Source organism: Streptomyces hamibioticus (assembly GCF_047946815.1).
In the GTDB taxonomy this organism is placed as follows: Bacteria; Actinomycetota; Actinomycetes; order Streptomycetales; family Streptomycetaceae; genus Streptomyces.
On sequence record NZ_JBKKQY010000001.1, the window covers coordinates 6,343,715 to 6,368,701 of the forward strand.

Annotated in this window: 24 protein-coding genes; 15 read left to right on the forward strand and 9 right to left on the reverse strand. The window is 72.9% G+C overall.

What is annotated here, in order from left to right; genetic code table 11:
* Positions 1-19: 19 nt before the first annotated feature.
* From ACLGIH_RS28830 to ACLGIH_RS28850, 5 genes are all read left to right on the forward strand, one after another.
* Positions 20-292, forward strand: a complete 273-nt coding sequence (locus tag ACLGIH_RS28830) for a phosphoribosyl-ATP diphosphatase (protein ID WP_416528203.1) — start codon at positions 20-22, stop codon at positions 290-292.
* Positions 293-351: 59 nt separating this feature from the next.
* Entirely contained in the window at positions 352-1,200 is an 849-nt protein-coding gene (hisG, locus tag ACLGIH_RS28835) for an ATP phosphoribosyltransferase (protein ID WP_416528204.1), read from the forward strand.
* A 51-nt stretch (positions 1,201-1,251) separates the two neighbouring features.
* Entirely contained in the window at positions 1,252-1,716 is a 465-nt protein-coding gene (locus ACLGIH_RS28840; protein WP_416528205.1) for a PH domain-containing protein, read from the forward strand.
* 247 nt (positions 1,717-1,963) lie between these two features.
* The gene (locus tag ACLGIH_RS28845) at positions 1,964-3,295 is read left to right on the forward strand and encodes a hemolysin family protein (RefSeq protein ID WP_416528206.1); all 1,332 of its coding nucleotides are present in this window, start codon (positions 1,964-1,966) and stop codon (positions 3,293-3,295) included.
* The gene (locus tag ACLGIH_RS28850) at positions 3,292-4,329 is read left to right on the forward strand and encodes a hemolysin family protein (protein WP_416528207.1); all 1,038 of its coding nucleotides are present in this window, start codon (positions 3,292-3,294) and stop codon (positions 4,327-4,329) included. Before ACLGIH_RS28845 ends, ACLGIH_RS28850 begins: the two co-directional genes overlap by 4 nt.
* A gap of 43 nt (positions 4,330-4,372) precedes the next feature.
* On the opposite strand, the gene ACLGIH_RS28855 is transcribed toward ACLGIH_RS28850, so the two are convergent.
* Complete coding sequence (locus ACLGIH_RS28855) at positions 4,373-6,250, reverse strand: AAA family ATPase (protein ID WP_416528208.1); 1,878 nt, start codon at positions 6,248-6,250, stop codon at positions 4,373-4,375.
* Positions 6,251-6,763: 513 nt separating this feature from the next.
* Positions 6,764-7,360: a uridine kinase family protein gene (locus ACLGIH_RS28860; protein WP_416528209.1), complete on the reverse strand. Its 597-nt coding sequence runs from the start codon at positions 7,358-7,360 to the stop codon at positions 6,764-6,766.
* 408 nt (positions 7,361-7,768) lie between these two features.
* Between ACLGIH_RS28860 and ACLGIH_RS28865 the strand changes: the two genes are divergently transcribed.
* From ACLGIH_RS28865 to ACLGIH_RS28880, 4 genes are all read left to right on the forward strand, one after another.
* A complete protein-coding gene (locus ACLGIH_RS28865; RefSeq protein ID WP_416528210.1) occupies positions 7,769-9,136 on the forward strand; it encodes a peptidase C39 family protein in 1,368 nt (455 codons plus the stop codon).
* Between the two features lie 100 nt (positions 9,137-9,236).
* Entirely contained in the window at positions 9,237-9,377 is a 141-nt protein-coding gene (locus tag ACLGIH_RS28870; protein ID WP_416528211.1) for an SCO1431 family membrane protein, read from the forward strand.
* Between the two features lie 65 nt (positions 9,378-9,442).
* Positions 9,443-10,105, forward strand: coding sequence for a TetR/AcrR family transcriptional regulator (locus ACLGIH_RS28875; protein ID WP_416529506.1), 663 nt, complete (start codon positions 9,443-9,445; stop codon positions 10,103-10,105).
* Between the two features lie 284 nt (positions 10,106-10,389).
* Positions 10,390-11,562 carry an acyl-CoA dehydrogenase family protein gene (locus ACLGIH_RS28880; RefSeq protein ID WP_416528212.1) on the forward strand — a complete coding sequence of 391 codons (1,173 nt, stop codon included), beginning with the start codon at positions 10,390-10,392 and terminating at the stop codon, positions 11,560-11,562.
* Positions 11,563-12,069: 507 nt separating this feature from the next.
* Here the strand turns inward: ACLGIH_RS28880 and ACLGIH_RS28885 are convergent.
* Positions 12,070-12,507, reverse strand: coding sequence for a hypothetical protein (locus ACLGIH_RS28885; RefSeq protein ID WP_416528213.1), 438 nt, complete (start codon positions 12,505-12,507; stop codon positions 12,070-12,072).
* Between the two features lie 214 nt (positions 12,508-12,721).
* Between ACLGIH_RS28885 and ACLGIH_RS28890 the strand changes: the two genes are divergently transcribed.
* The 4 genes from ACLGIH_RS28890 (at position 12,722) to fxsA (ending at position 16,792) form a co-directional block, all read left to right on the forward strand.
* Entirely contained in the window at positions 12,722-13,162 is a 441-nt protein-coding gene (locus ACLGIH_RS28890; protein WP_030867874.1) for an Lrp/AsnC family transcriptional regulator, read from the forward strand.
* A 68-nt stretch (positions 13,163-13,230) separates the two neighbouring features.
* Positions 13,231-14,835, forward strand: a complete 1,605-nt coding sequence (locus ACLGIH_RS28895; RefSeq protein ID WP_416528214.1) for an amidohydrolase — start codon at positions 13,231-13,233, stop codon at positions 14,833-14,835.
* A 536-nt stretch (positions 14,836-15,371) separates the two neighbouring features.
* Positions 15,372-16,166, forward strand: coding sequence for a polyprenol monophosphomannose synthase (locus tag ACLGIH_RS28900; RefSeq protein WP_416528215.1), 795 nt, complete (start codon positions 15,372-15,374; stop codon positions 16,164-16,166).
* 47 nt (positions 16,167-16,213) lie between these two features.
* Positions 16,214-16,792, forward strand: a complete 579-nt coding sequence (gene fxsA, locus ACLGIH_RS28905; RefSeq protein WP_416528216.1) for an FxsA family membrane protein — start codon at positions 16,214-16,216, stop codon at positions 16,790-16,792.
* Positions 16,793-16,917: 125 nt separating this feature from the next.
* Here the strand turns inward: fxsA and ACLGIH_RS28910 are convergent, their stop codons facing one another.
* The 4 genes from ACLGIH_RS28910 to yczE form a co-directional block, all read right to left on the reverse strand.
* On the reverse strand, positions 16,918-17,292 hold the full coding sequence (locus tag ACLGIH_RS28910; RefSeq protein ID WP_003977404.1) for an RNA polymerase-binding protein RbpA: 375 nt from the start codon (positions 17,290-17,292) through the stop codon (positions 16,918-16,920).
* Between the two features lie 278 nt (positions 17,293-17,570).
* The gene (locus tag ACLGIH_RS28915) at positions 17,571-18,941 is read right to left on the reverse strand and encodes an MFS transporter (protein WP_416528217.1); all 1,371 of its coding nucleotides are present in this window, start codon (positions 18,939-18,941) and stop codon (positions 17,571-17,573) included.
* Between the two features lie 52 nt (positions 18,942-18,993).
* Positions 18,994-19,761, reverse strand: a complete 768-nt coding sequence (locus tag ACLGIH_RS28920) for a glycerophosphodiester phosphodiesterase family protein (RefSeq protein ID WP_416528218.1) — start codon at positions 19,759-19,761, stop codon at positions 18,994-18,996.
* Positions 19,758-20,507, reverse strand: coding sequence for a membrane protein YczE (gene yczE / locus ACLGIH_RS28925; protein ID WP_416529507.1), 750 nt, complete (start codon positions 20,505-20,507; stop codon positions 19,758-19,760). Before yczE ends, ACLGIH_RS28920 begins: the two co-directional genes overlap by 4 nt.
* Positions 20,508-20,537: 30 nt before the next feature.
* On the opposite strand from yczE, the gene ACLGIH_RS28930 reads away from it, so the two are divergent.
* The gene (locus ACLGIH_RS28930) at positions 20,538-22,037 is read left to right on the forward strand and encodes an SCO1417 family PLP biosynthesis transcription factor (RefSeq protein ID WP_416528219.1); all 1,500 of its coding nucleotides are present in this window, start codon (positions 20,538-20,540) and stop codon (positions 22,035-22,037) included.
* A gap of 56 nt (positions 22,038-22,093) precedes the next feature.
* Here ACLGIH_RS28930 and ACLGIH_RS28935 read toward each other — a convergent pair whose 3' ends face one another.
* Both ACLGIH_RS28935 and ACLGIH_RS28940 read right to left on the reverse strand, forming a co-directional pair.
* Positions 22,094-24,013: a hypothetical protein gene (locus ACLGIH_RS28935; RefSeq protein ID WP_416528220.1), complete on the reverse strand. Its 1,920-nt coding sequence runs from the start codon at positions 24,011-24,013 to the stop codon at positions 22,094-22,096.
* A 37-nt stretch (positions 24,014-24,050) separates the two neighbouring features.
* Positions 24,051-24,245 carry a hypothetical protein gene (locus ACLGIH_RS28940; RefSeq protein WP_030843336.1) on the reverse strand — a complete coding sequence of 65 codons (195 nt, stop codon included), beginning with the start codon at positions 24,243-24,245 and terminating at the stop codon, positions 24,051-24,053.
* Between the two features lie 310 nt (positions 24,246-24,555).
* Here ACLGIH_RS28940 and ACLGIH_RS28945 point away from each other — a divergent pair, with 310 nt between their 5' ends.
* Complete coding sequence (locus ACLGIH_RS28945) at positions 24,556-24,948, forward strand: ankyrin repeat domain-containing protein (protein ID WP_416528221.1); 393 nt, start codon at positions 24,556-24,558, stop codon at positions 24,946-24,948.
* Positions 24,949-24,987: the final 39 nt, after the last annotated feature.

A 24,987-nucleotide genomic window follows, 5' to 3' on the forward strand; every position in this document is an offset into this window, starting at 1 on the left:
GCGTAGGGTAAGGACCACCATGTCCAAGAAGACGTTCGAGGAGCTGTTCACCGAGCTCCAGCACAAGGCCGCCCACGGGGACCCCGCCACCTCCCGCACCGCCGAGCTGGTGGACAAGGGCGTCCATGCCATCGGCAAGAAGGTCGTCGAGGAGGCCGCCGAGGTCTGGATGGCCGCCGAGTACGAGGGCAAGGAGGCGGCCGCCGAGGAGATCTCCCAGCTGCTGTACCACGTCCAGGTGATGATGGTCGCCCGCGGGATCGGCCTCGACGACGTCTACGCCCACCTGTAAGCCGCACGCTCCGCCAGAACCTCCGGAAAACCCCCTTCACCGCAAAGGAAGCCGACCTCATGCTGCGCATCGCCGTCCCCAACAAGGGTTCACTGTCCGGCCCTGCGGCGGACATGCTGCATGAGGCCGGCTACCAGCAGCGCCGCGAGTCCAAGGAACTGCGCATCGTCGACCCGGTGAACGAGGTCGAGTTCTTCTACCTCCGCCCCCGCGACATCGCGATCTACGTCTCCTCCGGCATGCTCGACATCGGCATCACCGGCCGCGACCTGCTGATCGACTCGGGCGCCGACGCCGAGGAGATCCTCCCGCTCGGCTTCGCCCGCTCCACCTTCCGCTACGCCGGCAAGCCGGGCACCGCGAAGGGCGTCGCGGACCTGAAGGGCATGACGATCGCCACCTCCTACGAGGGGATCGTCGCCAAGCACCTGGCCGACAACGGCATCGACGCCTCCGTCGTCCACCTCGACGGCGCCGTCGAGACCGCCATCGAGCTGGGTGTCGCCGAGGTCATCGCCGACGTCGTGGAGACCGGCACCTCGCTGCGCAACGCGGGCCTGGAGGTCTTCGGCGAGCCGATCATGAAGTCCGAGGCGGTCGTGATCCGGCGCACCGGGGCCGACCCCGAGGAGGCCAAGGTGCAGCAGTTCCTGCGCCGCCTCCAGGGCGTCCTGGTGGCCCGGACGTACGTGATGATGGACTACGACTGCCGGGTCGAGCAGCTGGAGAAGGCCGTCGCTCTCACGCCCGGCCTGGAGTCCCCGACCGTTTCCCCGCTGCACAACGAGGGCTGGGTCGCCGTGCGGGCCATGGTCCCGTCCAAGGACGCCCAGCGGATCATGGACGACCTGTACCACATCGGTGCCCGTGCCATCCTGACCACGGCCATCCACGCCTGCCGTCTCTGAGCGCACGACGAGTTCCCGACGAGCGCACCACGATCCGAGAGACCCGCGACGATGTCCGACCTGCCCGACCTGCCCACGCTCCCCGTCACCTTCCGGCCGGGCCGTACCCGTGCCGTCCTGTACACCGCCGCCGTCGCGTGCTTCGTCGCCATCACGGCGGTCGCGGTGCTGCTGGACCGGCTCGGGCCGGGGGAGCGGATCAGCTTCGTGCTGACCGCCCTCCTCCTGGACGGCGTCCTGGTCCTGCTGGCCCGGCCCAAGGTCGTCGCCGACGAGACCGGGGTGACCGTCGTCAACCTCACCAACAAGCGCCGGCTGGAGTGGGCGGAGATCGTCCGGGTGAACCTGCGGTCCGGTGACCCCTGGGTGTTCCTCGACCTCAGCGACGGCACCAGCCTGCCCGCGCTCGGCATCCAGCCCGGCATCGCCAAGGCCCGCGCCGTCGCCGACGCGCGCGCCCTGCGCGCACTCGCCGAGGCCCGTTCCGCCGCGGGGCCCGCGCACCGTCCGGGCTGATCGGGCCGTTCCCGGAGCGCGGCGGGGGGAACGCAGGGGGCCGATCGGGGCCGCGTACCCTGCCGCCCCCCGCCCGGTCGCCCTTAATCTGGGTGCGGAGCCGCACCCGTCGCGACTCCGCCCCTGTCGCTCCGCCCGGAGCACGGGGGCCCCTGCTACCCGAGGAGTGACCCTCTCCGGCGATGGACGGATCGTCCTGTAGTACCTGCGCCGCCCCCTGCCGGCCCTGCGCCCGGGCGGCGGCATCATGACCCTCCCCCTGCTGCTCCTGGCAGCCGCCTTCCTGCTGATCCTCGCCAACGGCTTCTTCGTCGCCGCCGAATTCGGCCTGGTGACCGTCGAGCGCCCCGACGCCGAGCAGGCCGCCGCGGGCGGCGACCGCCGCGCCCGGCGGATCGTCGAGGCCCTCAGGGAACTGTCCTTCCAGCTCTCCGGCACCCAGCTCGGCATCACCCTCACCTCCCTGGCCGTCGGCATGCTCGCCCAGCCGGCGCTGGCCCGGCTGCTGGACGGCCCGGTCACCGCGGCCGGCATCCCCGAGGGTGCCGTTCCGGGTGTGGCGGTGGCCGTCGGGATGCTGCTGGCCTCGGCCGTGCAGATGGTGATCGGCGAGCTGGTGCCCAAGAACTGGGCGGTGTCCCGGCCGCTCCAGGTCGCACGGTTCGTGGCCGGCCCGCAGTACGCCTTCGCCCGCCTGTTCCGGCCGGTGATCGCCGCACTCAACGCCGTCGCCAACCGCCTCGTGCGCGCGCTCGGCTTCGAGCCGGCCGAGGAACTGGCCTCCGCCCGCACCCCCGGCGAACTGGTCTCCCTGGCCCGGCACTCCGCCCGGGCGGGCGCCCTGGAGCAGGACACGGCGGACCTGTTCGTACGGACCCTGTCGCTCGGCGAGCTGACCGCGCAGCACGTCATGACGCCGCGCGTGAAGGTCAGCGCGCTCCAGGCGTCGGCGACCGCCGAGGACGTGGTCACCCTGACCCGCGCCACCGGCCTGTCCCGCTTCCCCGTCTACCGGGAGCGGATCGACGAGATCGCCGGCATGGTCCATCTCAAGGACGCCCTGGCGGTGCCCGCGCACGAGCGGCTGCGCACCCCGGCCGGCCGGATCGCCCGGCCGGCGCTGCTCGTCCCCGAGACGCTGCCGGTACGCCCGCTGCTGGCCCGGCTGCGCAGCGAGCAGCCGATCGCCGTGGTCGTCGACGAGTACGGCGGCACGGCCGGTGTGGTCACCCTGGAGGACATCGTCGAGGAACTCGTCGGCGAGGTCCGCGACGAGCACGACGGGCACGACCTCCCCGACCTCGCCCCCGCCGCGCCGGAGGACGGCCGGCCCGCCTGGGACGCCGACGGCGGCTGCCGCGTCGACGCCCTGCGGCGCATCGGTCTGGAGGTGCCGGAGGGCCCGTACGAGACCGTCGCCGGGTTGGTCGCCGACCTGCTCGGACGGATCCCGGCCGTCGGCGACCGCGCGGAACTGCCGGGCTGGCGGCTGTCCGTCCGCCGGGTCGGCCGCTACCGCGCCGAGCGGGTCCGGCTGGTGCGCACGGTGCCGGCGCCCGTGCTGGAGGGCGTTCGATGAGCGTTCTGCAACTCGTGTTCGCGGCGCTCCTCGTGCTCGCCAACGGCTTCTTCGTCGGTGCCGAGTTCGCCCTCGTCTCCGTGCGCCGCAGCCAGATCGAACCGCTCGGCACCGCCCGCGCCCGCCGGGTGCTGTACGGCCTGGAGCATCTCCCGCAGATGATGGCCGCGGCACAGTTCGGCATCACCGTCTGCTCGCTCACCCTCGGAGCGGTCGCCGAGCCGACCGTCGCCCGTCTGCTGGAGCCGGTCTTCGCGTGGCTCCACGTGCCGCACGGCGCGATCCACCCGCTGGGCTACGTCATCGCCCTGGCCGTCGTCGTCTTCTGCCACCTCGTCATCGGCGAGATGGTCCCGAAGAACCTCGCGATGGCCGCGCCGGAGAAGGCCGCGCTGTGGCTGAGCCCCGGCCTGGTGGCCTTCGCCCGCCTGTGCCGGCCGGTCACCTCCGGCCTCGGCGCCTGCGCCCAGGGCATCCTGCGGCTGTTCCGCGTCGAGCCGAGGGACGAGGTGGCGGCCGTCTTCACCAGCGAGCAGCTCAACCGCCTGGTCGAGGACGCCGGCCAGGCCGGGTACCTCGACCCGGAGGAGCGCGAGCGCCTGGGGGACGCCCTGGAGCTGGGCTCCCGCACGGTGGCGGACGTGCTGCTGCCCCGCCGGTCGCTGGTGACGGTCGGCCCCTCGGTGACCCCGGGCCGGATCGTCGAGCTGACCGCCCGCACGGGGTACTCCCGCTTCCCGGTCGCCGCACCGGGCGGCGCCTTCCTGGGCTATCTGCACGTCAAGGACGTCCTGGACCTGGAGGACGCCGACCGGGCGGTACCCCAGCGGATCTGGCGCCCCATGACGACCCTGCGCCCCGACCTGCCGCTGGACGACGCCCTCACCGTGATGCGCCGAGCGGCCACGCACCTGGCCCAGGTGGCGGACGGGTCGGGGAAGGCGCTGGGGCTGGTGGCGCTGGAGGACGTACTGGAGTTGCTGGTGGGAGAGGTGCGCGACCCGGCCCACCGGGAGGTGACGCTGGCCACGTAGCACCGGGACGGGGGCGCCTCTCCCCGGTCCGGGTTCCGGGACCTCATGCCCCCGACGGATCCTGCGGCCCCCTCCCCGACAGCACCTCCCCGTACGCCTGCATCAGATCCGGCAGCCGCAACGTCGCCAGGTCCTCCCGGGTCAGGTCCCCGGGATACACGGACAGCCGCAGATCCCGGTAAGCGCAGCTCTTCTCGTACAACGTCCGCAGGAACCGCCCGTTCCCCAGCTCGTCGATCCACCCCTGGTCCACCACGTGCCCGGCGATCGACCGCAGCTCGTCGAGGGCCTCCTCGTCCCACACGTCACCGTTCTCGGCGGCCAGCACCTCCCCGATCGCCGTCAGCTCCAACGGCCGGTACGACGGAAAGTCGACCCGCGTGGTGAACCGGGAGGACAGCCCCGGGTTGGCGGCCAGCAGGCGGTCCATCCCCTCCGGGTAGCCGGCCAGGATCACCACCAGGTGGTCCCGGTTGTCCTCCGCCCGCTTCAGCAGCACCTGCAGGGCCTCGTCGCCGTACGCGTCCCCCTTGCCGTAGCCGGAGTTGGACAGCGAGTAGGCCTCGTCGACGAAGAGAACGCCGCCGAGCGCGGAGTCGATCAGCTCGTTGGCCTTCACGGCGGTCTGGCCGAGGTACTCGCCGACCAGGTCCGCCCGCTGTGCCTCCACGAGATGGTCGCCGCCCAGCAGGCCGAGGGCGTAGAAGACGCGGCCCAGGATGCGGGCCACCGTGGTCTTGCCGGTCCCGGACGGGCCCGAGAAGACGAAGTGCCGTTTGGGCGGCTGCACCGGCAGGCCCTGCCCGGCCCGCAGCCGCGCCATGTTCAGCTGCGCGGACAACGCCTTGACCTGCCGTTTCACCGGCTCCAGGCCCACCATGCGCTCGAGCTCGGCGAGCGCCTCCTCCAATAACGCCGGGTCGGTCGGTCCGGCGGGCAGCGACGGCTCCGGTGCGCCGGTCCGTTCGCGCACCGGCGCGCCGGTCATCGACACCAGGGGAACGGAAGCGGGCGGCTGGGGCTGCTGAGGCTCGGAGAGTCTGAGGTCCCGCCCCTCGGTGCCGAACAGCGGGTCGAACCCGTCCGGTGTGCCGTCCACCCCGTCCTGTCCGGCCCCGGTCAGTGTGAGCGCCGCCAGGTCGGCCGCGTCCTCGTACCCGTCGCCCTCGGCGATGGCCGCGAGCCGGGCCGAGGTGTCCATGAAGCCGGGGTCGACACGGTGCACGGCCCGGTACAGCGGCAGCGCGGCGGCACTGCGGCCGGTGCCCTCGTGGGCCCGGGCCAGCCAGTAGCGCAGCTCCTTGCGTTGTGGCTGCTCGCTGCGGCACCGCATCAGAGCCGCCGACAGCAGCGGCTCGGCCTGCCCGTACATCTCCAGCCGGACCCGGGCCATGCCGCCGAACAGTCCGGCCTCGATGCCCAGCATCGGATCGCCGAGCAGCGGGTCGGTGTGCCGGACGAGCTGCTCCCAGTCCTTGACGAGGTAGGCCCGGCAGGCGTGCAGGAAGCGGACCTGGGCGTCGGTGTCGACCGGCGGCAGTCCGGCCAGGGCCCGGTCCAGCTCCGGGACGTGGCGGCCGTCGAGCCAGTGGGAGGCGTGCGCCAGCAGCAGGTCGCGCGGGCTCTCCAGCACGGGTTGCACCCACCAGCCCAGCCAGTACCACGAGTTGAGGGTGCGGCGGTGGCGGGCCCGCTGCTCGCCGAACCGGTCGCGGTGCCGGAACATCCTGAGCAGCGCCGTCGTCGTGTCCACACGCAGCGCGTGCAGCCCGAGCCAGCCGTCGGCCATGCCGGGATCGATGCGCACCGCGGTCCGGAACTCCTCCTCCGCCTGCGGGTAGGAGCCCATGGTGTAGGCGTCCACGCCGCGCAGCCAGGCGAGATCGGCCGGGGCGGGCGGGCTCTGCGTGCCGAAGTCCATCACGTCCCCCACAAACCGTGCCCCGTCGGTTTACCGCCGAGCCGTCACCGGCCGGCCGTCCGGCCGAACCGCTGAACCGTGGTGCCACAGCCCGGAGTTGCAGGTGCGCGGCAGCCTTCCACGGGTCGCACCGAGGGCATCGTACCCGCGCGGGTGTCCCCTCCGAAGGGGGCCGTGAAGGGCCGTTCACCGAGGCGGCGGCAGACAGGGTGCACGCGGAGCGGTGACCGAGGGTGAGCGTTCGGCGTCGCGTGGCGGCCGGAAAACGGGCGAGGACAGAACGAAGCCCCCGATCACGGGGGAACAACCGGGGGCTTCGCGTCTGTCGGCGGCTCCCAAGGGCCGCACATTGAGAACGTAAGACCTGTACGGCCCTTGGGTCAAGCCGAGTTGGAGCACTCCGAAAAGTTGCCCGAGGAGATCTTCACAAGGTCAGCACATTGCGGATGCATCGTTACGCTGTGTCATATTCAGGTCCGGTCCAAGCCCCCTCTGACCGGCCCCTCCAGCACCTCATAGCACCTCATACCCCTCTTTCCTCTGGCGCACCAGCAGGTCGGCAAAGGGGCGCGAGGGGTCGTCCGTGAAGTGCGCGCGTTCGGCCGGTACCCACCGGTCCCAGAACTCCCGCTGTTCCGCGCCGTCCCGCGCCCGTCCGCGTGCCCACGCCTCCTCGGCGGGCAGTTCCATCCACAGCAGCGCGGCCAGGTGCGGACGCAACGCCCGGCGGCCCGCGCCGACGCCCTCCAGCAGGATCAGCGGGGCGGGCGGCAGCGGCCGGGGCGGGCCGAAGCGGCGGGCCCGCCAGTCGTAGGGCGCATAGTGCGCGCTTTCGCCGTGGCTCAGGGGTTCGATCACCTGGCTCAGCAGCCGGCCGGTCCAGTCGAACAGCTCCGCATGACTGGCGACGTCGTCCAGGTGGAGGACCGGCGCGCCGCCCAGCGCCTCGGCCAGGCGCCCCGCGAACGTGGACTTCCCGGAGCCGGCGTGCCCGTCGACGCCGATCAGGCGGACGGGGCCGCAGGACGGGGGGAGCCGGCGGAGGCGGGAGGCGAGGTGGTGAATGACGGGTCCCGGTGCGGAGCGGGGCGGACGACTGACGCGCAGCACTCTAACCGGGGGCGGTCGGCCCGCCGGCCCGTCCGTCCGTCCGTTCGGCCGGTCCGCCGGTCCGCCGGTCCGTCCGAGGGTCCGCCGGTCCGCCCGCCGATCCGTCGGCCCGCCGCCCGGCGCCGCACGGCGCCCCGGAACGGGCTCACGGCGCCCCGGACCGGCTCACGGCGCCCTGGACCGGAGCTCCGGACCGGCGTCCGGCGTCCGGCGTCCGGCGTCCGGCGTCCGGCGTCCGGCGTCCGGACCACGGTGCCCACCCGCACGGCTCATGCCAGTGGTCGACACCAATATTGATGGGCGCGGCATGCGTCGAAGTGCTGGCAGGAGCAGGCGCCTGCGGCCATAGTTGGCGCACCACCGTGCAACGGACCTGCCCCGACTCGGACACCTGGGAGCCTTCCGCCCATGAGCAGAGCCGAACAGCCGTCCCGCAGAACCGTCCTGGCCGCCGTGGCCGTCGCCGCCATGGCGGGCGGCGCGGTCCCGGCCGTCGCCGCCCCCGGCGGGACGGCCGCCGACGGGGACTCCGACCGCACCCGCGACCGTCAGGTCGACTACCGGGCCTGGACCTCCTTCCGCGACTGGCGCGCCGGCGGCGCACAGGGCACCCGGGCCGTCGCGGGCCGCCGGCCCGGCGTCGTGATCGACGCCCCGGCGGGCACGATGGAGTACACCGACCCGCACACCGGCAGGACGGCGGACTGGGAGTACGCGACCTGGACCTCGCCCGCCCACCGGCTCGCCGTCCCCGCCACGGAGGTGATCGCCTCCTGGAACGCCGACACCCCGGCCGGCACCTGGCTCCAGGTGGAGCTGAAGGGCACCTACTCCGACGGCAGGGCCACGCCCTGGTACGTCATGGGCCGCTGGGCGGCAGGGGACCAGGACATCCGGCGGACCTCGGTCGACGACCAGGGCGACGGCAAGAGCAGCGTGTGGACGGACACCTTCGCCATCGACGACGCCTCCACCGGTCTGCGCCTGGTCGCGTACCGGCTGCGGCTGACCCTGTACCGACGCCCCGGCACCCGCGCCACGCCCGTGGTCCGGCGGCTCGGCGCCATGGGCTCGGACGTCCCGGACCGCTTCACCGTCCCGGCCTCCACCCCCGGCCTGGCCCGGGAGCTGATCGTCCCGCGCTACTCGCAGGAGATCCACAAGGGCCAGTACCCCGAGTACGACAACGGCGGCGAGGCCTGGTGCAGCCCCACCTCCTCGCAGATGATCATCGAGTACTGGGGCGGCCGGCTCACCGAGGAGCAACTGGCCTGGGTCGACCCGTCCTACGCCGACCCGCAGGTGTGCCACGCGGCCCGGTACACCTACGACTACCAGTACGCCGGCTGCGGCAACTGGCCCTTCAACGCCGCCTACGCGGCCACCTTCGACAACCTCCAGGGCGTGGTGACCCGCCTCGGTTCCCTGACCGACCTGGAGACGCTCATCGCGGCCGGCATCCCGGCCATAACGTCCCAGTCGTTCCTGAAGGAGGAGCTGACGGGCGCCGGGTACGGCACCTCCGGCCATCTGATGACCGTGATCGGCTTCACCGCCGACGGCGACGTGATCGCCAACGATCCGGCCTCGGACAGCAACGAGGCGGTGCGGCGCGTCTACCGGCGGCGCGAATGGGAGAACATCTGGCTCAGGACCAAGCGGTACAACGCCTCCGGCAAGGTCGTCTCCGGCACCGGCGGCGTCTGCTACCTGTTCTTCCCGGCACATCCGAGCCCGCGCCAGCGCAGGGCGCTCGCGGCGGTGGGGGTGCGCTGAGCCGCCCCCTGTGACGGACATCTCTGCCGCAACGGCTCATTTCGGTGGCAGGGTGGACGGGCCGGTGTCCACCCTGCATGCCCGAGATCAGCGAGAAACCATGAGCGCACACACCGCCACCGCCGCCCGAACCCGCACCGGCGGCCCCCAGGATGACGGCCCGAAGATCGTCGAACACGTCGCGGGCTGGACCCTCGTCGTGGTGCTCGCCATGCTCGTGGCCCAACTGGGCCTGATGTGACCTGACCCACGAGGCGACCTGCCATACTGCGGATGTCCCGCCGCCCGCAGGAGACCAGGGTCGAATTGAATATCAGTCAGCAACCTCCGCCGCCCGCCCGCCCCCGTGCGCGCGGTACCGAGCGCTCGCTGGCGCGCCGCGCCGAACTGATCGCCATCGGACGCAGGCTGTTCGCGGACACCTCCTACGACGCGCTCTCGATGGACGACATCGCCCGGCAGGCGGGCGTCGCCAAAGGGCTGATCTACTACTACTTCCAGTCCAAGCGCGGCTATTACCTGGCGATCATCCAGCACGCCGTGGAGGAGCTGGTCAGCTCCGCCGCGGGCGGTCTGGACCGGCCCCCGCTGGAGCGGGTCCACCGCACCATCGACGGCTATCTGCGCTACGCCGAGCACAACCAGGCCGCGTACCGCACGATCGTCAGCGGCGGGGTCGGTTTCGACACCGAGGTGCAGGCCATCCGGGACGGGGTGCGCGAGGCGATCGTCACGACCATCGCCGAGGGCGCGTACGGCAGCGGCGACATCTCGCCGCCGGCCCGCATGGGCCTGCTCGCCTGGGTGTGCAGCGTCGAGGGTGCCACCCTCGACTGGATCGGACGTCCCGAACTGCCTCGCGAGACCCTGTGCGAGCTGCTGGTCAAGACGCTCGGCGGCGCCCTGCGCGCCATCGAGGAACTGGACCCGGCCCACCCGGCACCCGCACCCGCCCGCCGGGACGACTGACAGCGTGAGCGGGGGAGCGTCAGTCCCCCCGTCGAGTGCCCCCTCGGGAATCGAGCGGCTCCTCGTGAGGGAAAGGAGTGATGCCGCCAGGTTTCCTGAAGTAAGCGGTCGTTAACTGGTGACTCGGTGCCCTCGATCGGGCATACTCACAGCGCACAGCCGCTGGTCAGCAGCTTCCGTGACCCGGAAGTGCGGGCTTCGGCCAGGCCACGGAACGACCCGGCGGAGCCGCCCACCCAAGGCGCACATCCGCCGATGTGCCCAACAGGGAGGAGAGCGTCGCCATGCCCGATCGCGCCCCGCAGCCGGTGGACCGTCAACTGCCCACGGACGAGGCACGGGATCTGATCTCGCTCGTCCGTGACATCGCGCACCGCGAGATCGCACCCAGGGCGGCCGAGGAGGAGGACGCCGGGCACTTCCCGCGCGAGGTCTTCTCCCTGCTGTCGGAATCCGGACTGCTCGGTCTGCCGTACGACTCCGAGCACGGCGGCGGCGACCAGCCGTACGAGGTCTACCTCCAGGTCCTGGAGGAGCTCGCCGCCGCCCGGCTCACCGTCGGCCTCGGTGTCAGTGTGCACACCCTGGCCTCCTACGCCCTCGCCGCCTACGGCACCAAGGAGCAGCAGGTCGAGCACCTGCCCGCGATCCTCGGCGGCGGCCTGCTCGGCGCCTACTGCCTCTCCGAGCCCGCGTCCGGCTCGGACGCCGCCTCGCTGCGCACCAAGGCCGTCCGCGACGGCGACGACTGGGTGATCACCGGTACCAAGGCGTGGATCACGCACGGCGGCATCGCCGACTTCTACACCGTCATGGCGCGCACGGGTCAGGAGGGCCCGCGCGGGATCACCGCCTTCCTGGTCCCCGGCGACGCCGAGGGGGTCGGCGCCGCGGCGCCCGAGAAGAAGATGGGCATGAAGGGCTCGCCCACCGCCCAGGTCCACTTCGACGGGGTCCGGGTCCCCGACTCCCGGCGCCTCGGCGACGAGGGGCAGGGCTTCGCGATCGCCCTGTCCGCGCTCGACTCCGGGCGGCTCGGCATCGCCGCGTGCGCCATCGGGGTGGCCCAGGCGGCACTCGACGAGGCGGTGGGCTACGCCCGGGACCGGCGGCAGTTCGGCAGGCCGATCGCCGACTTCCAGGGGCTGCGCTTCATGCTCGCCGACATGGCGACCCAGATCGAGGCCGGCCGCGCGCTGTACCTGGCGGCGGCCCGGCTGCGGGACGCGGGGCGGCCGTTCGCCAAGCAGGCCGCCATGGCCAAGCTGCACTGCACCGACACCGCGATGCGGGTCACCACCGACGCCGTGCAGATCCTCGGCGGCTACGGCTACACCGCGGACTTCCCGGCCGAGCGGTACATGCGCGAGGCCAAGGTGCTGCAGATCGTCGAGGGGACCAATCAGATCCAGCGCATGGTCATCGCCCGTCACCTCGCGGGTCCCGAGACGCGCTGAACCCGTCGCCACGCCGGTCCCGGGATGCGCCGAACCCGTCGCCGCGCGAGTCCCGCGGGACGCCGTACGCCTCGCCTCCCGGGTCCGGCGGGAGACCGAAGTCGCCGAGCCCGCGCGGGGGTGCCGCGAGCCTGACCCACTCGGGGTCGTGCTGCCCCGGCAGGGTACGGCCGCGATCGGCCCAGGTCCGCATCAGTTCGCGGTAGATCGGCGGGTCCGGAGGCTGCGGCGGCGCCGGCGGAGCCACTCCCGCGGGCGCCGGGACGAACACCCGCCGCCGACGCCCGGTCGCCGAGTACGTGAGGGTCATACCAGGGCAACGCGGGGAACTGCGGACAGGTCACCGGCCCCTGGAATCGGGCGTGAGTTCGCGGGGGTATCTGCTCGCGGCGCACGCGACGGGTGCCCGGGGACGCCCGCGCCGGTGCCACACCGCACCGCGTCGGCCCGCGGACCGGTGGGGTGCTGTGTGGCACGAGCGGGCGGCGCCGCCCGGACGGCGGACGGTCAGGCGGCGTCGCGACGCATGGTCGGCACCCGCATCGGGCGTGAGCCCGGGCCGCCGACGTGCGAGAACGGCTGCGTCCGCCAGTCGAGCCCCTGAGGGAGCGTCAACAGCAGGGCTGTGTCCTGCTCCTGGGGCCGGAAGGACTCGTCCGCGGGACGGGCGTCGGTGGCCCGGCGGCCCGTGCCCGGGCAGACCGTGAGGCCGAACGGGTTCCACGGCGAGGCGCACAGCGCGTGTTCCGGCAGCACCTCCTCGTCCGCCAGCAGGGCGATGGGCTGCGCGCAGTCCGGGCAGATCACCCGGTACATCTCGAAGGTGTCGTAGGCGTCGAGTTCCTCGTCGTCGAGGGCGTCGGGTTCGACACCCTCCGGCGCGGGCTCGACGACCGGCTGCTGCCGCTTGGCTGCGGTACGACCAGGGCGCTTAAGACTCTGCATGGGATTCTCCCCCTCGGGCTGGGCCGTGAAGGCGCTGCGGCCTCGACCACAGCAAGCACTTCCCTTCGCCCATCGGCGGTAATCACGAGAGCATCACGGAGACCGTTCGGGGGATGTGGCGTTCGTCACATGCCGTGCGCAGGTGCCTCACCTCGGGGCCGGAGGGGCCATTGAGGTATCCGGAGAGATCAACCGCCCTGTAGGTTCTTGCGCCATGGAGGAGCTGGATCGACAGATCGTGCAGCTGCTCGTCAAGGACGGGCGGATGAGCTACACCGACCTGGGCAAGGCCACGGGCCTGTCCACGTCGGCCGTGCACCAGCGGGTGCGCCGGCTGGAGCAGCGCGGCGTCATCCGCGGCTACGCCGCCGTCGTCGACCCGGAGGCCGTCGGGCTGCCGATGACCGCTTTCATCTCGGTGAAGCCGTTCGACCCCAGCGCCCCCGACGACATCGCCGACCGGCTGGCCGGGGTCCCCGAGATCGAGGCCTGCCACAGCGTGGCCGGCGACGAGAACTACATCCTCAAGGTCCGCGTCTCCACCCCGCACGAACTCGAGGAACTGCTCGCCCGGGTGCGCTCCCTGGCCGGGGTGTCGACCCGCACGACGGTGGTGCTGTCCACGCCCTACGAGGCACGCCCACCGCGGATCTGAGGGGCCCGTTCCCGCCCCGGGGCGACCTGCGTGCGGGGCGCGGCGGTCCAGGGGCGAAACTGGTGCCCATGAGTGAGTCCACCGCCCCGCCCGAGACCGTCCTGCTGCGCCGTGGAGAGGTCCACAGTCCCGCCGACCCCTTCGCCACGGCCATGGTCGTCGAGCGCGGCCAGGTCGCCTGGGTGGGCTCCGAGGGCGCCGCGGACGCCTTCGCGGACGGCGTGGACGAGGTCATCGACCTGGACGGCGCCCTGGTCACCCCGGCCTTCACCGACGCGCACGTGCACACGACCTCCACCGGCCTCGCCCTGACCGGGCTGGATCTGACCGGCGCCGCCTCCCGTGCGGACGCGCTGGCGCTGGTACGGGACTTCGCCGCCGCCCGGCCGGACGACCGGGTCCTGCTCGGGCACGGCTGGGACGCCGCCCGCTGGGCCGACGGGCGCCCGCCCACGCGCACCGAACTCGACGAGGCAACCGGCGGCCGTCCCCTCTATCTCAGCCGCATCGACGTCCACTCGGCGGTCGTCACCACCGCCCTGCTCGACCTGGTCCCGTCGGACCTCGCCCGCGTCGACGGCCCGCTCACCGCCGACGCCCACCACGCGGTACGGGCCGCCGCCTTCGCCGCGGTCACGCCCGCCCAGCGCACCGAGGCCCAGCGCGCCGCCCGCGCGCACGCCGCCTCCCTCGGCATCGGCACCCTCCACGAGTGCGCGGGCCCGGAGATCTCCTCCGAGGACGACCTCACCGGCCTGCTGCGACTGGCCGCCGAGGAGCCGGGGCCGCGCGTCCTCGGCTACTGGGCGGAGCGGAACGTCGACCGCGCCCGGGAGCTGGGGGCGATCGGCGCGGCCGGTGACCTGTTCGTCGACGGCGCCCTCGGCTCGCACACCGCGTGCCTGCACCGGCCGTACGCCGACGCCGCCCACACCGGCACCGCATACCTGGACGCCGCCGACGTCGCCGCCCACGTCGTGGCCTGCACCGAGGCCGGTCTCCAGGCGGGCTTCCACGCCATCGGGGACGCCGCCGTCACCTCCGTCGTCGAGGGCGTGCGCGCCGCCGCCGAGAAGGTGGGCCTCGCCCGCGTCCGCGCCGCCCGCCACCGCGTCGAGCACGCCGAGATGCTCACCCCCGACACCGTCGCCGCCCTCGCCGAACTCGGCCTGACCGCCTCTGTCCAGCCCGCCTTCGACGCCCTGTGGGGCGGCGAGGACGGCATGTACGCACACCGCCTGGGCGCCGAACGCGCCCGTACCCTCAACCCCTACGCCGCCCTGCTGCGCGCCGGCGTCCCGCTCGCCTTCGGCTCCGACAGCCCGGTCACCCCGCTCGACCCGTGGGGCACCGTCCGGGCCGCAGCCTTCCACCGCACCCCGGAGCACCGGATCTCCGTGCGCGCCGCGTTCACCGCGCACACCCGCGGCGGCTGGCGCGCGGTCGGCCGGGACGACGCGGGGGTCCTGGTGCCGGGGGCACCCGCGGACTACGCCGTGTGGCGCACCGGCGAGCTGGTCGTCCAGGCCCCCGACGACCGGGTCGCGCGCTGGTCGACCGATCCCCGCTCCGGCACCCCCGGCCTGCCCGACCTCGGCCCGGGCCGGGACCTGCCGGTCTGTCTGCGGACCGTCGTCGGCGGACGGACGATCTTCGTACGGCCGGGCGAGTGATCCGCGCGTCCGACGGGGCGACGATCTTTCGCCCGTCGCTGTGTCGTAGCACCTGCGCGGCCGACCCGCTGACCAGGGGTTTGCCGAGATAGCCGCAGGTCGAACGGCTGTTGACAGGCGACGGCAGGGGGCCGATAGGTTCGGCCGAGTCCACCACCGGACGCCCGACCGGGGAATCTCCGCGCACCGTCGCGGCGCCGCTGGGTCAGGGACGGTGTGCCGCACCGGGGCACCGCCACTGGCAGCCAGGCTCAGCGCTCGCGCCGCGACGAGGGAACGTTCCGGCCGGTCGGGAGGTGTGACCCGGGTGGGGCCCGGGCGCTCAGTAGACAACGGCTCTCGGTCGATCCGCAGCCAGCGGGTCCCAGGTCGGCCCGAAGGGCGCCGGGCCCCCATCCGCAGTACCGGACGGCCCGAAGATCACATTCCTGCCCGGCTCTCGCGGAATCACACCGCCTGTCGCACGTCCTGTCGCGTCACCGCAGGCCGGGGCCACTATGGTGGTCCTCTGCGTTTATGGACGTGAAGGGGCAGCAGTGAACGACGGCGACGGGACGCGCGAGACATCGGGCCAGGACAGAAGGTTCGGTCCGCTCGGCACGGCCCTGGTGATCATCCCGACCTACAACGAGGCGGAGAACATCAAGGCGATCGTCGGCCGGGTGCGCGAGGCCGTCCCCGACGCGCATGTGCTCGTCGCCGACGACAACAGCCCCGACGGCACCGGCAAGCTCGCCGATGAACTGGCCGCCCAGGACGACCACGTCCACGTCCTGCACCGCAAGGGCAAGGAGGGGCTGGGCGCCGCCTATCTCGCGGGCTTCCGCTGGGGTCTGGAGCGGGACTACGGCGTGCTGATCGAGATGGACGCCGACGGCTCCCACCAGCCCGAGGAGCTGCCCCGGCTGCTCACCGCGCTGAAGGGCGCCGACCTGGTCCTCGGCTCCCGCTGGGTGCCCGGCGGACGGGTGGTCAACTGGCCCAAGTCCCGCGAGTTCATCTCCCGCGGCGGCAGCCTGTACTCGCGCCTCGCCCTGGACCTGCCGCTGCGTGACATCACGGGCGGCTACCGCGCCTTCCGCCGGGAGACCCTGGAGGGCCTCGGCCTCACCGAGGTCTCCTCCCAGGGCTACTGCTTCCAGGTCGACCTGGCCCGCCGCGCGGTCAAGGCCGGCTACCACGTCGTCGAGGTGCCCATCACCTTCGTCGAGCGGGAACTCGGCGACTCCAAGATGAGCCGGGACATCCTGGTGGAGGCCCTGTGGCGGGTCACGGTGTGGGGCGTGGGGGAGCGGGTCGGCAAGATCCGGGACCGCGACAGGAATTCCTGATCCCACCCTTGTCCCGCACCGAACCGGGGCCAGGCACACTGGGGAGTATGACGACTGGCGCTCAGACCCCCAGGTATCCGACCCGGCCCCGGCGCTCCCGGCTGCGCACCTTCCTGCCGCTGGGCCTCGCCGTGTGGCTCGTGCTGGAGATCTGGCTGCTGACGGTGGTCGCGGGGGCGGCCAACGGCTTCGTGGTCTTCCTGATCCTGCTGGCGGGCCTGCTCGTCGGTTCCGTGGTCATCAAGGCGGCGGGGCGCCGGGCCTTCCGCAACCTGACGGAGACGCTGCAACAGCAGCAGTCCGGCACACCGCCGACGGCCCGTCCGAACAGCGAGGGCAACGGCCTGATGATGCTGGGCGGTCTGCTGCTGATCATCCCCGGGCTGCTCTCGGACGCCCTGGGCCTGTTGCTCGTGCTGCCCCCGGTCCAGAAGGCGGTGAGCCGCTACGCGGAGCGCACGGTCGACCGCAAACTCCGCGAGGCCGGCACCGGCACCCTCGGCGACGCCTTCCGCCAGGCCCGGATGCACCGCCCCGACGGCAAGGTGGTCCCGGGCGAGGTCGTCCGAGACGAGGAGCGCAGCGACGATGCCCCGCAGGATCCGCGCCCCCCTCTGACGGGCTGAGAGGCGCACGGAAGACGCGCTGAGAGGCGCACAGAGAAAAGATCGCGGGCGCCGTACGTGAGTACGGCGCCCGCGATCACTTACCTACTTACGTGCGCTGAAATCCAGCCCGAGCCCCGCGGGGCTCACGCACTCTTGCGACTGTCCCGCGGATGAACCGCGATATTCATCGCACCGGAACGCAGAACGGCCAGTCGCTCCTCGAGGACCTCTTCGAGCTCCTCGCGGGTGCGCCGCTCCATCAACATGTCCCAGTGCGTACGCGCAGGCTTGGCCTTCTTCTCCTCCGGACCGTCGCCGTCCACCAGGAGTGCCTGGGCCCCGCAGACCTTGCACTCCCACTCCGGCGGGATCTCCGCCTCTACCGAGAAGGGCATCTCGAATCGATGACCCTTCTCGCATGCGTACTCCACGGCCTGGCGCGGGGCCAGGTCGATGCCGCGGTCCGTCTCGTAGCTGGTCACCACGAGGCGCGTGCCGCGAAGAGCTCGCTCACTCATGAATCGTGCCTCCCGGGCTTGTCGCCCACAGGACAGGTGTCGCTGTCGTCGTCATCCGGTCAACGTCCGGTCGGCGGTAAAGATTCCCGTCCCGAGTCCCGTTCCGGGCCATGTGTCGCCGTCGTAGCCGCAGCCTTGTCAACCAGTGCAGTACCCACAGGCGTCCGGTTTGTCACATCTGCTGGCAGTTGTCACCCAGCGTTTCGGCACCTTTGACGCGCAGTAACGGTACGCCTGGCAGGCCAAACGCGTACACTACAGCCCTTTCGCGCCGAGTGCTAAATCCTTTCGGGTACCGGGTTGCCCGCGTCGCCGATGGCGCGCCGTACCGGAACCCGGGCAAGCAGGACGAAACCGAGCACGAAGAACGCCACCAGCGAGATGATCGCGTCCCGGTAGCTCCCGGTCAGCTGGTAGGTCAGCCCGAACAGCAGCGGGCCCAGCCAGCTCATGCCGCGGTCGCTCAGCTCGTACGCGGAGAAGTACTCGGCCTCCTTGCCCGGCGGCACGAGATGCGAGAACAGCGAGCGGGACAGCGCCTGGCTGCCGCCGAGGACCAGCCCGATCCCGGCGGCCAGTACGAAGAACCACACCGGCTCCCCGGCCGGCAGGAAGTACCCGGCCGCGAGCGTGACCGTCCAGGCGACCAGCGAGCCCAGGATCGTGCGCTTCGCGCCGTGGGTCCGGGCCAGCCGGCCGAGCAGCAGCGCGCCCGCCACCGCCAGCACCTGCACCAGGAGCACGGCCACGATGAGCGTCGACTGCCCCAGCCCCAGTTCCTTGGAGCCGTACACCGAGGCCTGGGAGATCACCGTCTGGATGCCGTCGTTGTAGACCAGGTACGCCAGCAGGAAGGCCAGCGTCAGCGGGTGGCGGCGCATGTCGCGGACGGTCGCGGCGAGCTGCCGCCAGCCGGGCAGGGCCGCCTCCCGCGCGGGAGCACCGGGCTCCGGCGAGCGCGCCCGGCGGTCGCGCAGCCGGCGCAGTGGTACGAGAGCGAAGGCGCCCCACCACAGACCGGCCGAGGCCAGGCAGATGCGGACCGCCGCGCTCTCGCTCAGCCCGAAGGAGTCGTGTCCGGTGTAGAGCACCAGGTTGGCGACCAGGACCAGGGCGCCGGCCGCGTAGCCGAAGGCCCAGCCCCGCGACGAGACCGCGTCGCGCTCCTCCGGCTCGGCGATCTGCGGCAGGTAGGAGTTGTAGAGCATCATCGCCACGGACTGCGCGGCGTTGGCGACGACCAGGAGCGCACCGCCCAGCAGATAGCGGTCGCCGTCCAGGAAGAACATGCCGGTCGTCGCGGCGGCCCCCGTGTACGCGGCGGCGGCGAGCAGCGGCTTCTTGCGGCCCGAGCGGTCGGCCGCGGCACCCACGAGCGGCATCGCCAGCACGGCCACGATCACGGACAGGGAGACGGAGTAGGCGAAGAACGACCCGGCGCGCACCGGTATGCCCAGCGGGTGGACGAAGCCGTCCGCGTCCGCCGCAGACTCGGCGACCGAGGTCAGATAGGGCCCCAGGAACACGGCGAGGACGCTCGTCGAGTAGACCGAGCACGCCCAGTCGTAGACGTACCAGCCGCGTTGCTCGTACCGCCGCTCGGCGGCGGCCCCGTCGCCCGCGTCCCTCCGCACGGTGCCGATGCCCACCCGTGCCCTCGCTTCCCCGTGAACGCGCGACGCCCCCGGCCCCCGGCCCGGGTCAGACCCAGACGCCGCGGTCCTCCATGACCTTGCGCAACGTGTCGATGTGGTCGGTCATGATGCCATCCACGCCCAGGTCCAGGAGCCGGTGCATCCGGTCCGGATCGTTGACGGTCCACACGTGCACCTGGAGCCCGCGCGCGTGTGCGGCGCGGACGAAACGGTGGTCCACCACCTGGATGCCCGACTGTGTCTCCGGTACCTGGGCGGCCACCGCCGAGCGGCGCAGCGCCGCCGGGACGCCCCAGGAGCGCAGCCGCAGGTTGAGCACGCCGCGGGTGCCGTACGAGGTGGCCAGTCGCGGCCCGGCCAGCCGCTGGGCGCGCACGACGCGCGCCTCGGAGAACGAGCCGAGACAGACGCGGTCCCAGGCATCGGCGCGCTCGATCAGCTCCAGGAGCGGCAGCAGGGCCGGCTCCGCCTTGACGTCGATGTTCCAGCGGACCCCGGGGAAGGCCTCCAGAAGCTCCTCGAACAGCGGCACCGGCTCCTCGCCCGCCACACGCGCGTGCCGCACGTCCGCCCAGCGCAGATCGGCGATGCGGCCCGTGCCGTCCGTCATCCGGTCCAGCGTCGCGTCGTGGAAGGCCACCAGCCTGCCGTCCCGGGTGGCGTGCACGTCGGTCTCGATGTACCGGTAGCCCGCCTCGACCGCCCGCCGGAACTGGCGCAGCGTGTTCTCCAGGCCGTCCGCGGCCCCGCCCCGGTGGGCGAAGGCGATCGGGCCGGGGTGGTCCAGGTAGGGGTGGCGTATCCGCGTGGTCACCGTCGCAGTATCGCGCGGCGCGGTTGCCCCACGGCAACCACCGTGCTGCCGGCGGATGCCGGGGGAACGGCGAACACGCGCAGGAAGGCCTGGGCGAGCGGGCCGATGGCCACCGCGTACAGCAGCGTGCCGGCGCCGACCGTGCCGCCGAGGACGAAGCCGGTGGCCACCACCGTGATCTCGATGGCCGTGCGCACCAGGCGCACGGACAGTCCGGTGCGCCGGTGCAGTCCCGTCATCAGCCCGTCGCGCGGCCCCGGGCCGAACCGCGCCGCGATGTACAGACCGGTGGCCGCGCCGTTCAGCACGATGCCCGCGACCAGCAGCGCGACGCGCGGCGGCAGACCGTGGGCGGCGGGCAGCACGGCCAGGGTCGCGTCCATCGCCGCGCCGATCACCAGCACATTGGAGACCGTGCCGAGGCCCGGCCGCTGGCGCAGCGGGATCCACAGCAGCAGCACCGCCGCGCCGACGATGGTCAGGACCAGGCCCATGGACAGGCCGGTCCGCTCCGCGAGGCCCTGGTGCAGTACGTTCCACGGCTCCAGCCCGAGTCCGGACCGGACCAGCAGCGCCGAACTCGCGCCGTACAGCGCGAGACCGCCGTAGAGCTGTGCCAGCCGTCGCGTGAGTCGTCCCTCGGCGTGCCGTGGTCCTCGGCCGGACTGCTCGGACAAGACGTGCCCCCTGTGGTGGTAGTGGCCTGATGCATGACACCCTGTGGCGTGGAAGCAATCGCCATCCATGGCCAATCCGGGGAAGGTGGACTGATTTAGATGGTTCAGTGGACCTCTGCTGTGGGGGCCGCGCAGCTCGCTCGGCTGCTCGGCTCCCAGCAGGACCGTCCGGCCGGACCCGGCACCCGCCGCCCGCCCGCCTATCGCGCGCTCGCCGACGGCATCCGGCTGCTGGTGCTCGAAGGGCGGGTGCCGGTCGCCGCCCGGCTGCCCGCCGAACGCGAGCTGGCGCTCGCCCTGTCCGTCAGCCGCACCACGGTCGCCGCCGCCTACGAGGCCCTGCGCACCGAGGGATTCCTGGAGTCCCGGCGCGGCGCGGGCAGCTGGACCGCCGTCCCGGCCGGCAACCCGCTGCCGGCCCGCGGCCTGGAGCCGCTCCCGCCCGAGGCCCTCGGCTCCATGATCGACCTGGGCTGCGCGGCGCTGCCCGCCCCCGAGCCGTGGCTCACCCGGGCCGTGCAGGGCGCCCTGGAGGAACTCCCGCCGTACGCGCACACGCACGGCGACTATCCGGCCGGCCTGCCCGCGCTGCGCGCGATGATCGCCGACCGCTACACCGCACGCGGCATCCCGACCATGCCCGAACAGATCATGGTGACCACCGGGGCCATGGGCGCCATCGACGCCATCTGCCACCTCTTCGCGGGGCGCGGTGAGCGCATCGCCGTCGAGTCCCCGTCGTACGCCAACATCCTCCAGCTGATGCGCGAGGCCGGGGCGCGGCTGGTGCCGGTCGCGATGGCCGAGGGGCTGGCCGGCTGGGACATGGACCGCTGGCGCCAGGTACTGCGGGACGCCGCCCCCCGTATCGCCTATGTCGTCGCCGATTTCCACAACCCGACTGGCGCGCTCGCCGACGACGACCAGCGGCGGCGGCTGGTGGACGCGGCCCGGTCGGCGGGGACCGTGCTCGTCACCGACGAGACGATGAGCGAGCTGTGGCTGGACGAGGACGTCAGCATGCCCCGGCCCGTGTGCGCCTTCGACCCGGCCGGTTCCACGGTCATCACCGTCGGGTCGGCCAGCAAGGCCTTCTGGGCGGGGATGCGCATCGGCTGGGTGCGCGCCGCGCCCGATGTGATCCGCAGCCTGGTCGCCGCGCGCGCGTACGCCGACCTGGGCACACCGGTGCTGGAGCAACTCGCGGTGAACTGGCTGTTCGGCACCGGTGGCTGGGAGCAGGCCGTCGAGGTGCGGCGCCGGCAGGCCCGGGAGAACCGGGACGCCCTGGTGACGGCCCTGCGACGGGAGCTGCCCGAGTGGGAGTTCGAGGTGCCGCGCGGCGGGCTCACCCTGTGGGTGCGCAGCGGGGGCCTGTCCGGCTCGCGGCTCGCCGAGGCCGGGGAGCGCGTGGGCGTGCGGGTGCCGTCCGGCCCGCGGTTCGGGGTCGACGGGGCCTTCGAGGGGTATGTGCGGCTGCCGTTCACGGTCGGCGGCGCGGTCGCGGAGGAGGCGGCGGCGCGGCTGGCGGCGGCGGCCCGGCTGGTGGAGAACGGAGGCGGCGGACCGGCGGAGACGCCGCGCACCTTCGTGGCCTGACCGACGCGACGGACGGCGCCCCCCGAGTGATGCGGGGCGCCGTCCGTCGGCCGGAGCTACGGCTTGGTGAGCGTCGGGACCGGTTTCTTCGGCTTCGACTCCGGCTTGGTCAGGACCGGGACCGGCTTCTTGGGTGCGGGTTCTGCGTCGGTGAGGACCGGGACCGGCTCCTTGGGTGCGGGTTCTCCGTCGGTGAGGACGGGTGCCGGCTCCTTGGGTGCGGGTTCTGCGTCGGTGAGGGTCGGGGCCGGCTTCTTCGGCTTCGACTCCCGCTTGGTGAGGACCGGGACCGGCTTCCTGGGCGCGGGTTCCGGGTCGGTGAGGACCGGGACCGGCTCGGGGGACGCCGGCTCCGCTTCGGCCGGGTCGGTGACCGCGTCGGCGGGCACCGGCTCCGGCTCGGTGTGGTCCGGGTCCGCCGGGTCGGCGATCGGGTCCTCCGGGACGTGCTCGCCGTCGGCCGGTGTGGTGCGCGGCGGGAGCAGGGCCATGACCGCCTTCCGATGGGCGTCGCTCGTCGCGTCGTCGTACGGGTCCGGGGTGGCCGGGACCTGGATGCGGTGGACCGGCCCGTTGCCCAGACGGGCGTAACCGCGGCCGGGCGGCACCTGGTCGACGGGCGTGGTGTGCGGGGGAGCGCCGAGCACGGTCGTCAGCTGCTCCGCGGTGGCCGGGCCGAGGACGACACGCGCGCGCGTGTGCTGCCGTACGGCGTCGCCGAGGGCGTCGAGGCCGTCCAGCTGGTCGGCGACGACCACCGTCACGTGGGCCGCGCGGCCGTGCCGCAGTGGGACCTGGAGCAGGGACTGCGGGTCCCGGCGGCCCTCGGCGGCCGCCAGATGGGCGAACGCCCCGGGCCGGTCCAGCAGGATCCACAGCGGCCGCTTGGTGTCGTCCGGCGGCGGGTGGCCCTCCTGGCGGGCCCGGTTCAGGGAGATCAGCCGGCGCTCCGTCTCCTGCGCGGCCCACTCCAGACTGGCCAGCGCTCCGGACAGGCCGCACTCGACGGCCAGGACGCCGTCGCGCCCGGTCAGGCAGGCGTACTCGCCGGTGCCGCCGCCGTCGACGATCACCAGGTCGCCGCCGTGGTGCAGGGCCTGCAGGGCGAGGGAGCGCAGCAGGGTGGAGGTGCCGGTGCCCGGCTGGCCCAGGACCAGCAGGTGCGGCTCGGTGGAACGGACGCCCGTGCGCCAGACGACCGGCGGTACGTCCCGCCGCTCCTCGCCGTGGGTGAGCGGGAGCGTGCGCTGCACGAGGGTGGGGTCGGTGAACCCGAGGACCGCCTCGCCGGGCGCGGTGACGAAGCGCTGGGCGGCGATGTCGGTGGGCAGCGGCGCGAGGACGGTCACGGTGAGGTGGTTGGCCTCCTCGTCCCAGGTGTAGTGGTACTCACGGCCCCGGCCGGCCTTCGCCGTGAGCAGGTGCTCGATCCGGGCACGCGCCCCGGGCTCGCCGTCGGTGAAGTACGCGGGGTAGCGGATCACCAGGTGGGAGAACCGGCCGGTGTCGTCGAACTCGTACGCCGGGAAGGCCTTCTCCCAGGCGCCGCCGTGGGCGTAGAGCGGGTCCGGGTCCTCGGGGATCGAGAAGTACGGCACCAGCGCCTCGTACAGCGAGGTCAGGCGTCGGCTCCGGGACTCGTCGGGCCCCTCGGGCGCCGGCGGGGTGCGGTCCCGGCCCTGCCAGGCCGCCGCCGCCATCAGCGTGACGACGGCGAGCAGCGGTCCGTACGGCACCAGCGCCACGACCAGGATCACCGAGGCCACCAGGAACAGCAGCGCACCGCGCCGGTCCTTGGGGGTGTCGGTCCACCTGCGCCGCGCGGCCGAGGCCAGCCGGCGCAGGCCGCGCGCGATCGTGATCAGCGGCTGGAGGACGTCGGTGGCGCTGTCGGCCGCCGTCCGGGCCAGCTCCCGGCTCCGGGCGAGCTGTGCGCCGCCGTTGCTCAGAATGCGGGGGAAGGGGCGCCGGGCCACTGCTGCCTCCTGGGAGTGCGTGCGGGAGAGGGGTCGGTCAGAACTTGATTCCGCCGAGGAGGCTCGCCAGGCTCTCGCCGCCCGCCTTGATGCTGGGGGCGATGGCCGTGCTCGCCAGGTAGAAGCCGAACAGCATCGCCACCACGGCGTGCGATGCCTTCAGCCCGTCCTTGCGGAAGAAGATGAAGACGACGATGCCGAGCAGGACCACGCCTGAGATCGAGAGGATCATGTGAGTTCTCCTGGTTCGCGGGGACAGTCACCATGAGTACTTCCAGGCTCACAGGATGTATCCATACGATAAAAGGTGCAAGCGGGTGAAAATCCGTACATTTCGCCCGCGTGGCGCAGCACTCGGCAGGTCGGCCGGATCGCGAGGTTGCGTCCGGCCCCGTCTGTGGTGATCTTTACCTCCGGCGCATCCGGTCATGTGCCGCGCGAGCCAGTACCCTGGCGATTCACTCGTACGGCCGCACCGCTCGCGGCCGTGCGCACACGGTTCCCCAACGTTCGTACGTTCGTAGTGAGAGGCGGTCCGGCCGATGAGTGAAGCCCCCGACCCCGAGGTCGTGGAGCTGGCGACCAAGATCTTCGATCTGGCCCGGCAGGGGCAGACCGAAGCGCTGGTGGCGTACGTCGACGCCGGCGTCCCGGCCGACCTCACCAACGACCGCGGCGACTCCCTCGTCATGCTCGCCGCCTACCACGGCCACGCCGAAGCGGTACGCGCCCTGCTGGCCCGCGGCGCCGAGGCCGACCGGGTCAACGACCGCGGCCAGACCCCGCTCGCCGGGGCCGTCTTCAAGGGGGAGACGGAGGTCGTCAAGGCGCTCCTGGAGGGCGGCGCCGACCCGTCCGCGGGCACGCCGTCGGCCGTCGACACGGCACGCATGTTCGGCCGGACGGAGCTGCTGGAGCTGTTCGGCGCCCAGTGACGCCGAGTCGAACGAACCGTGACGCCGGACTGAAGCCGG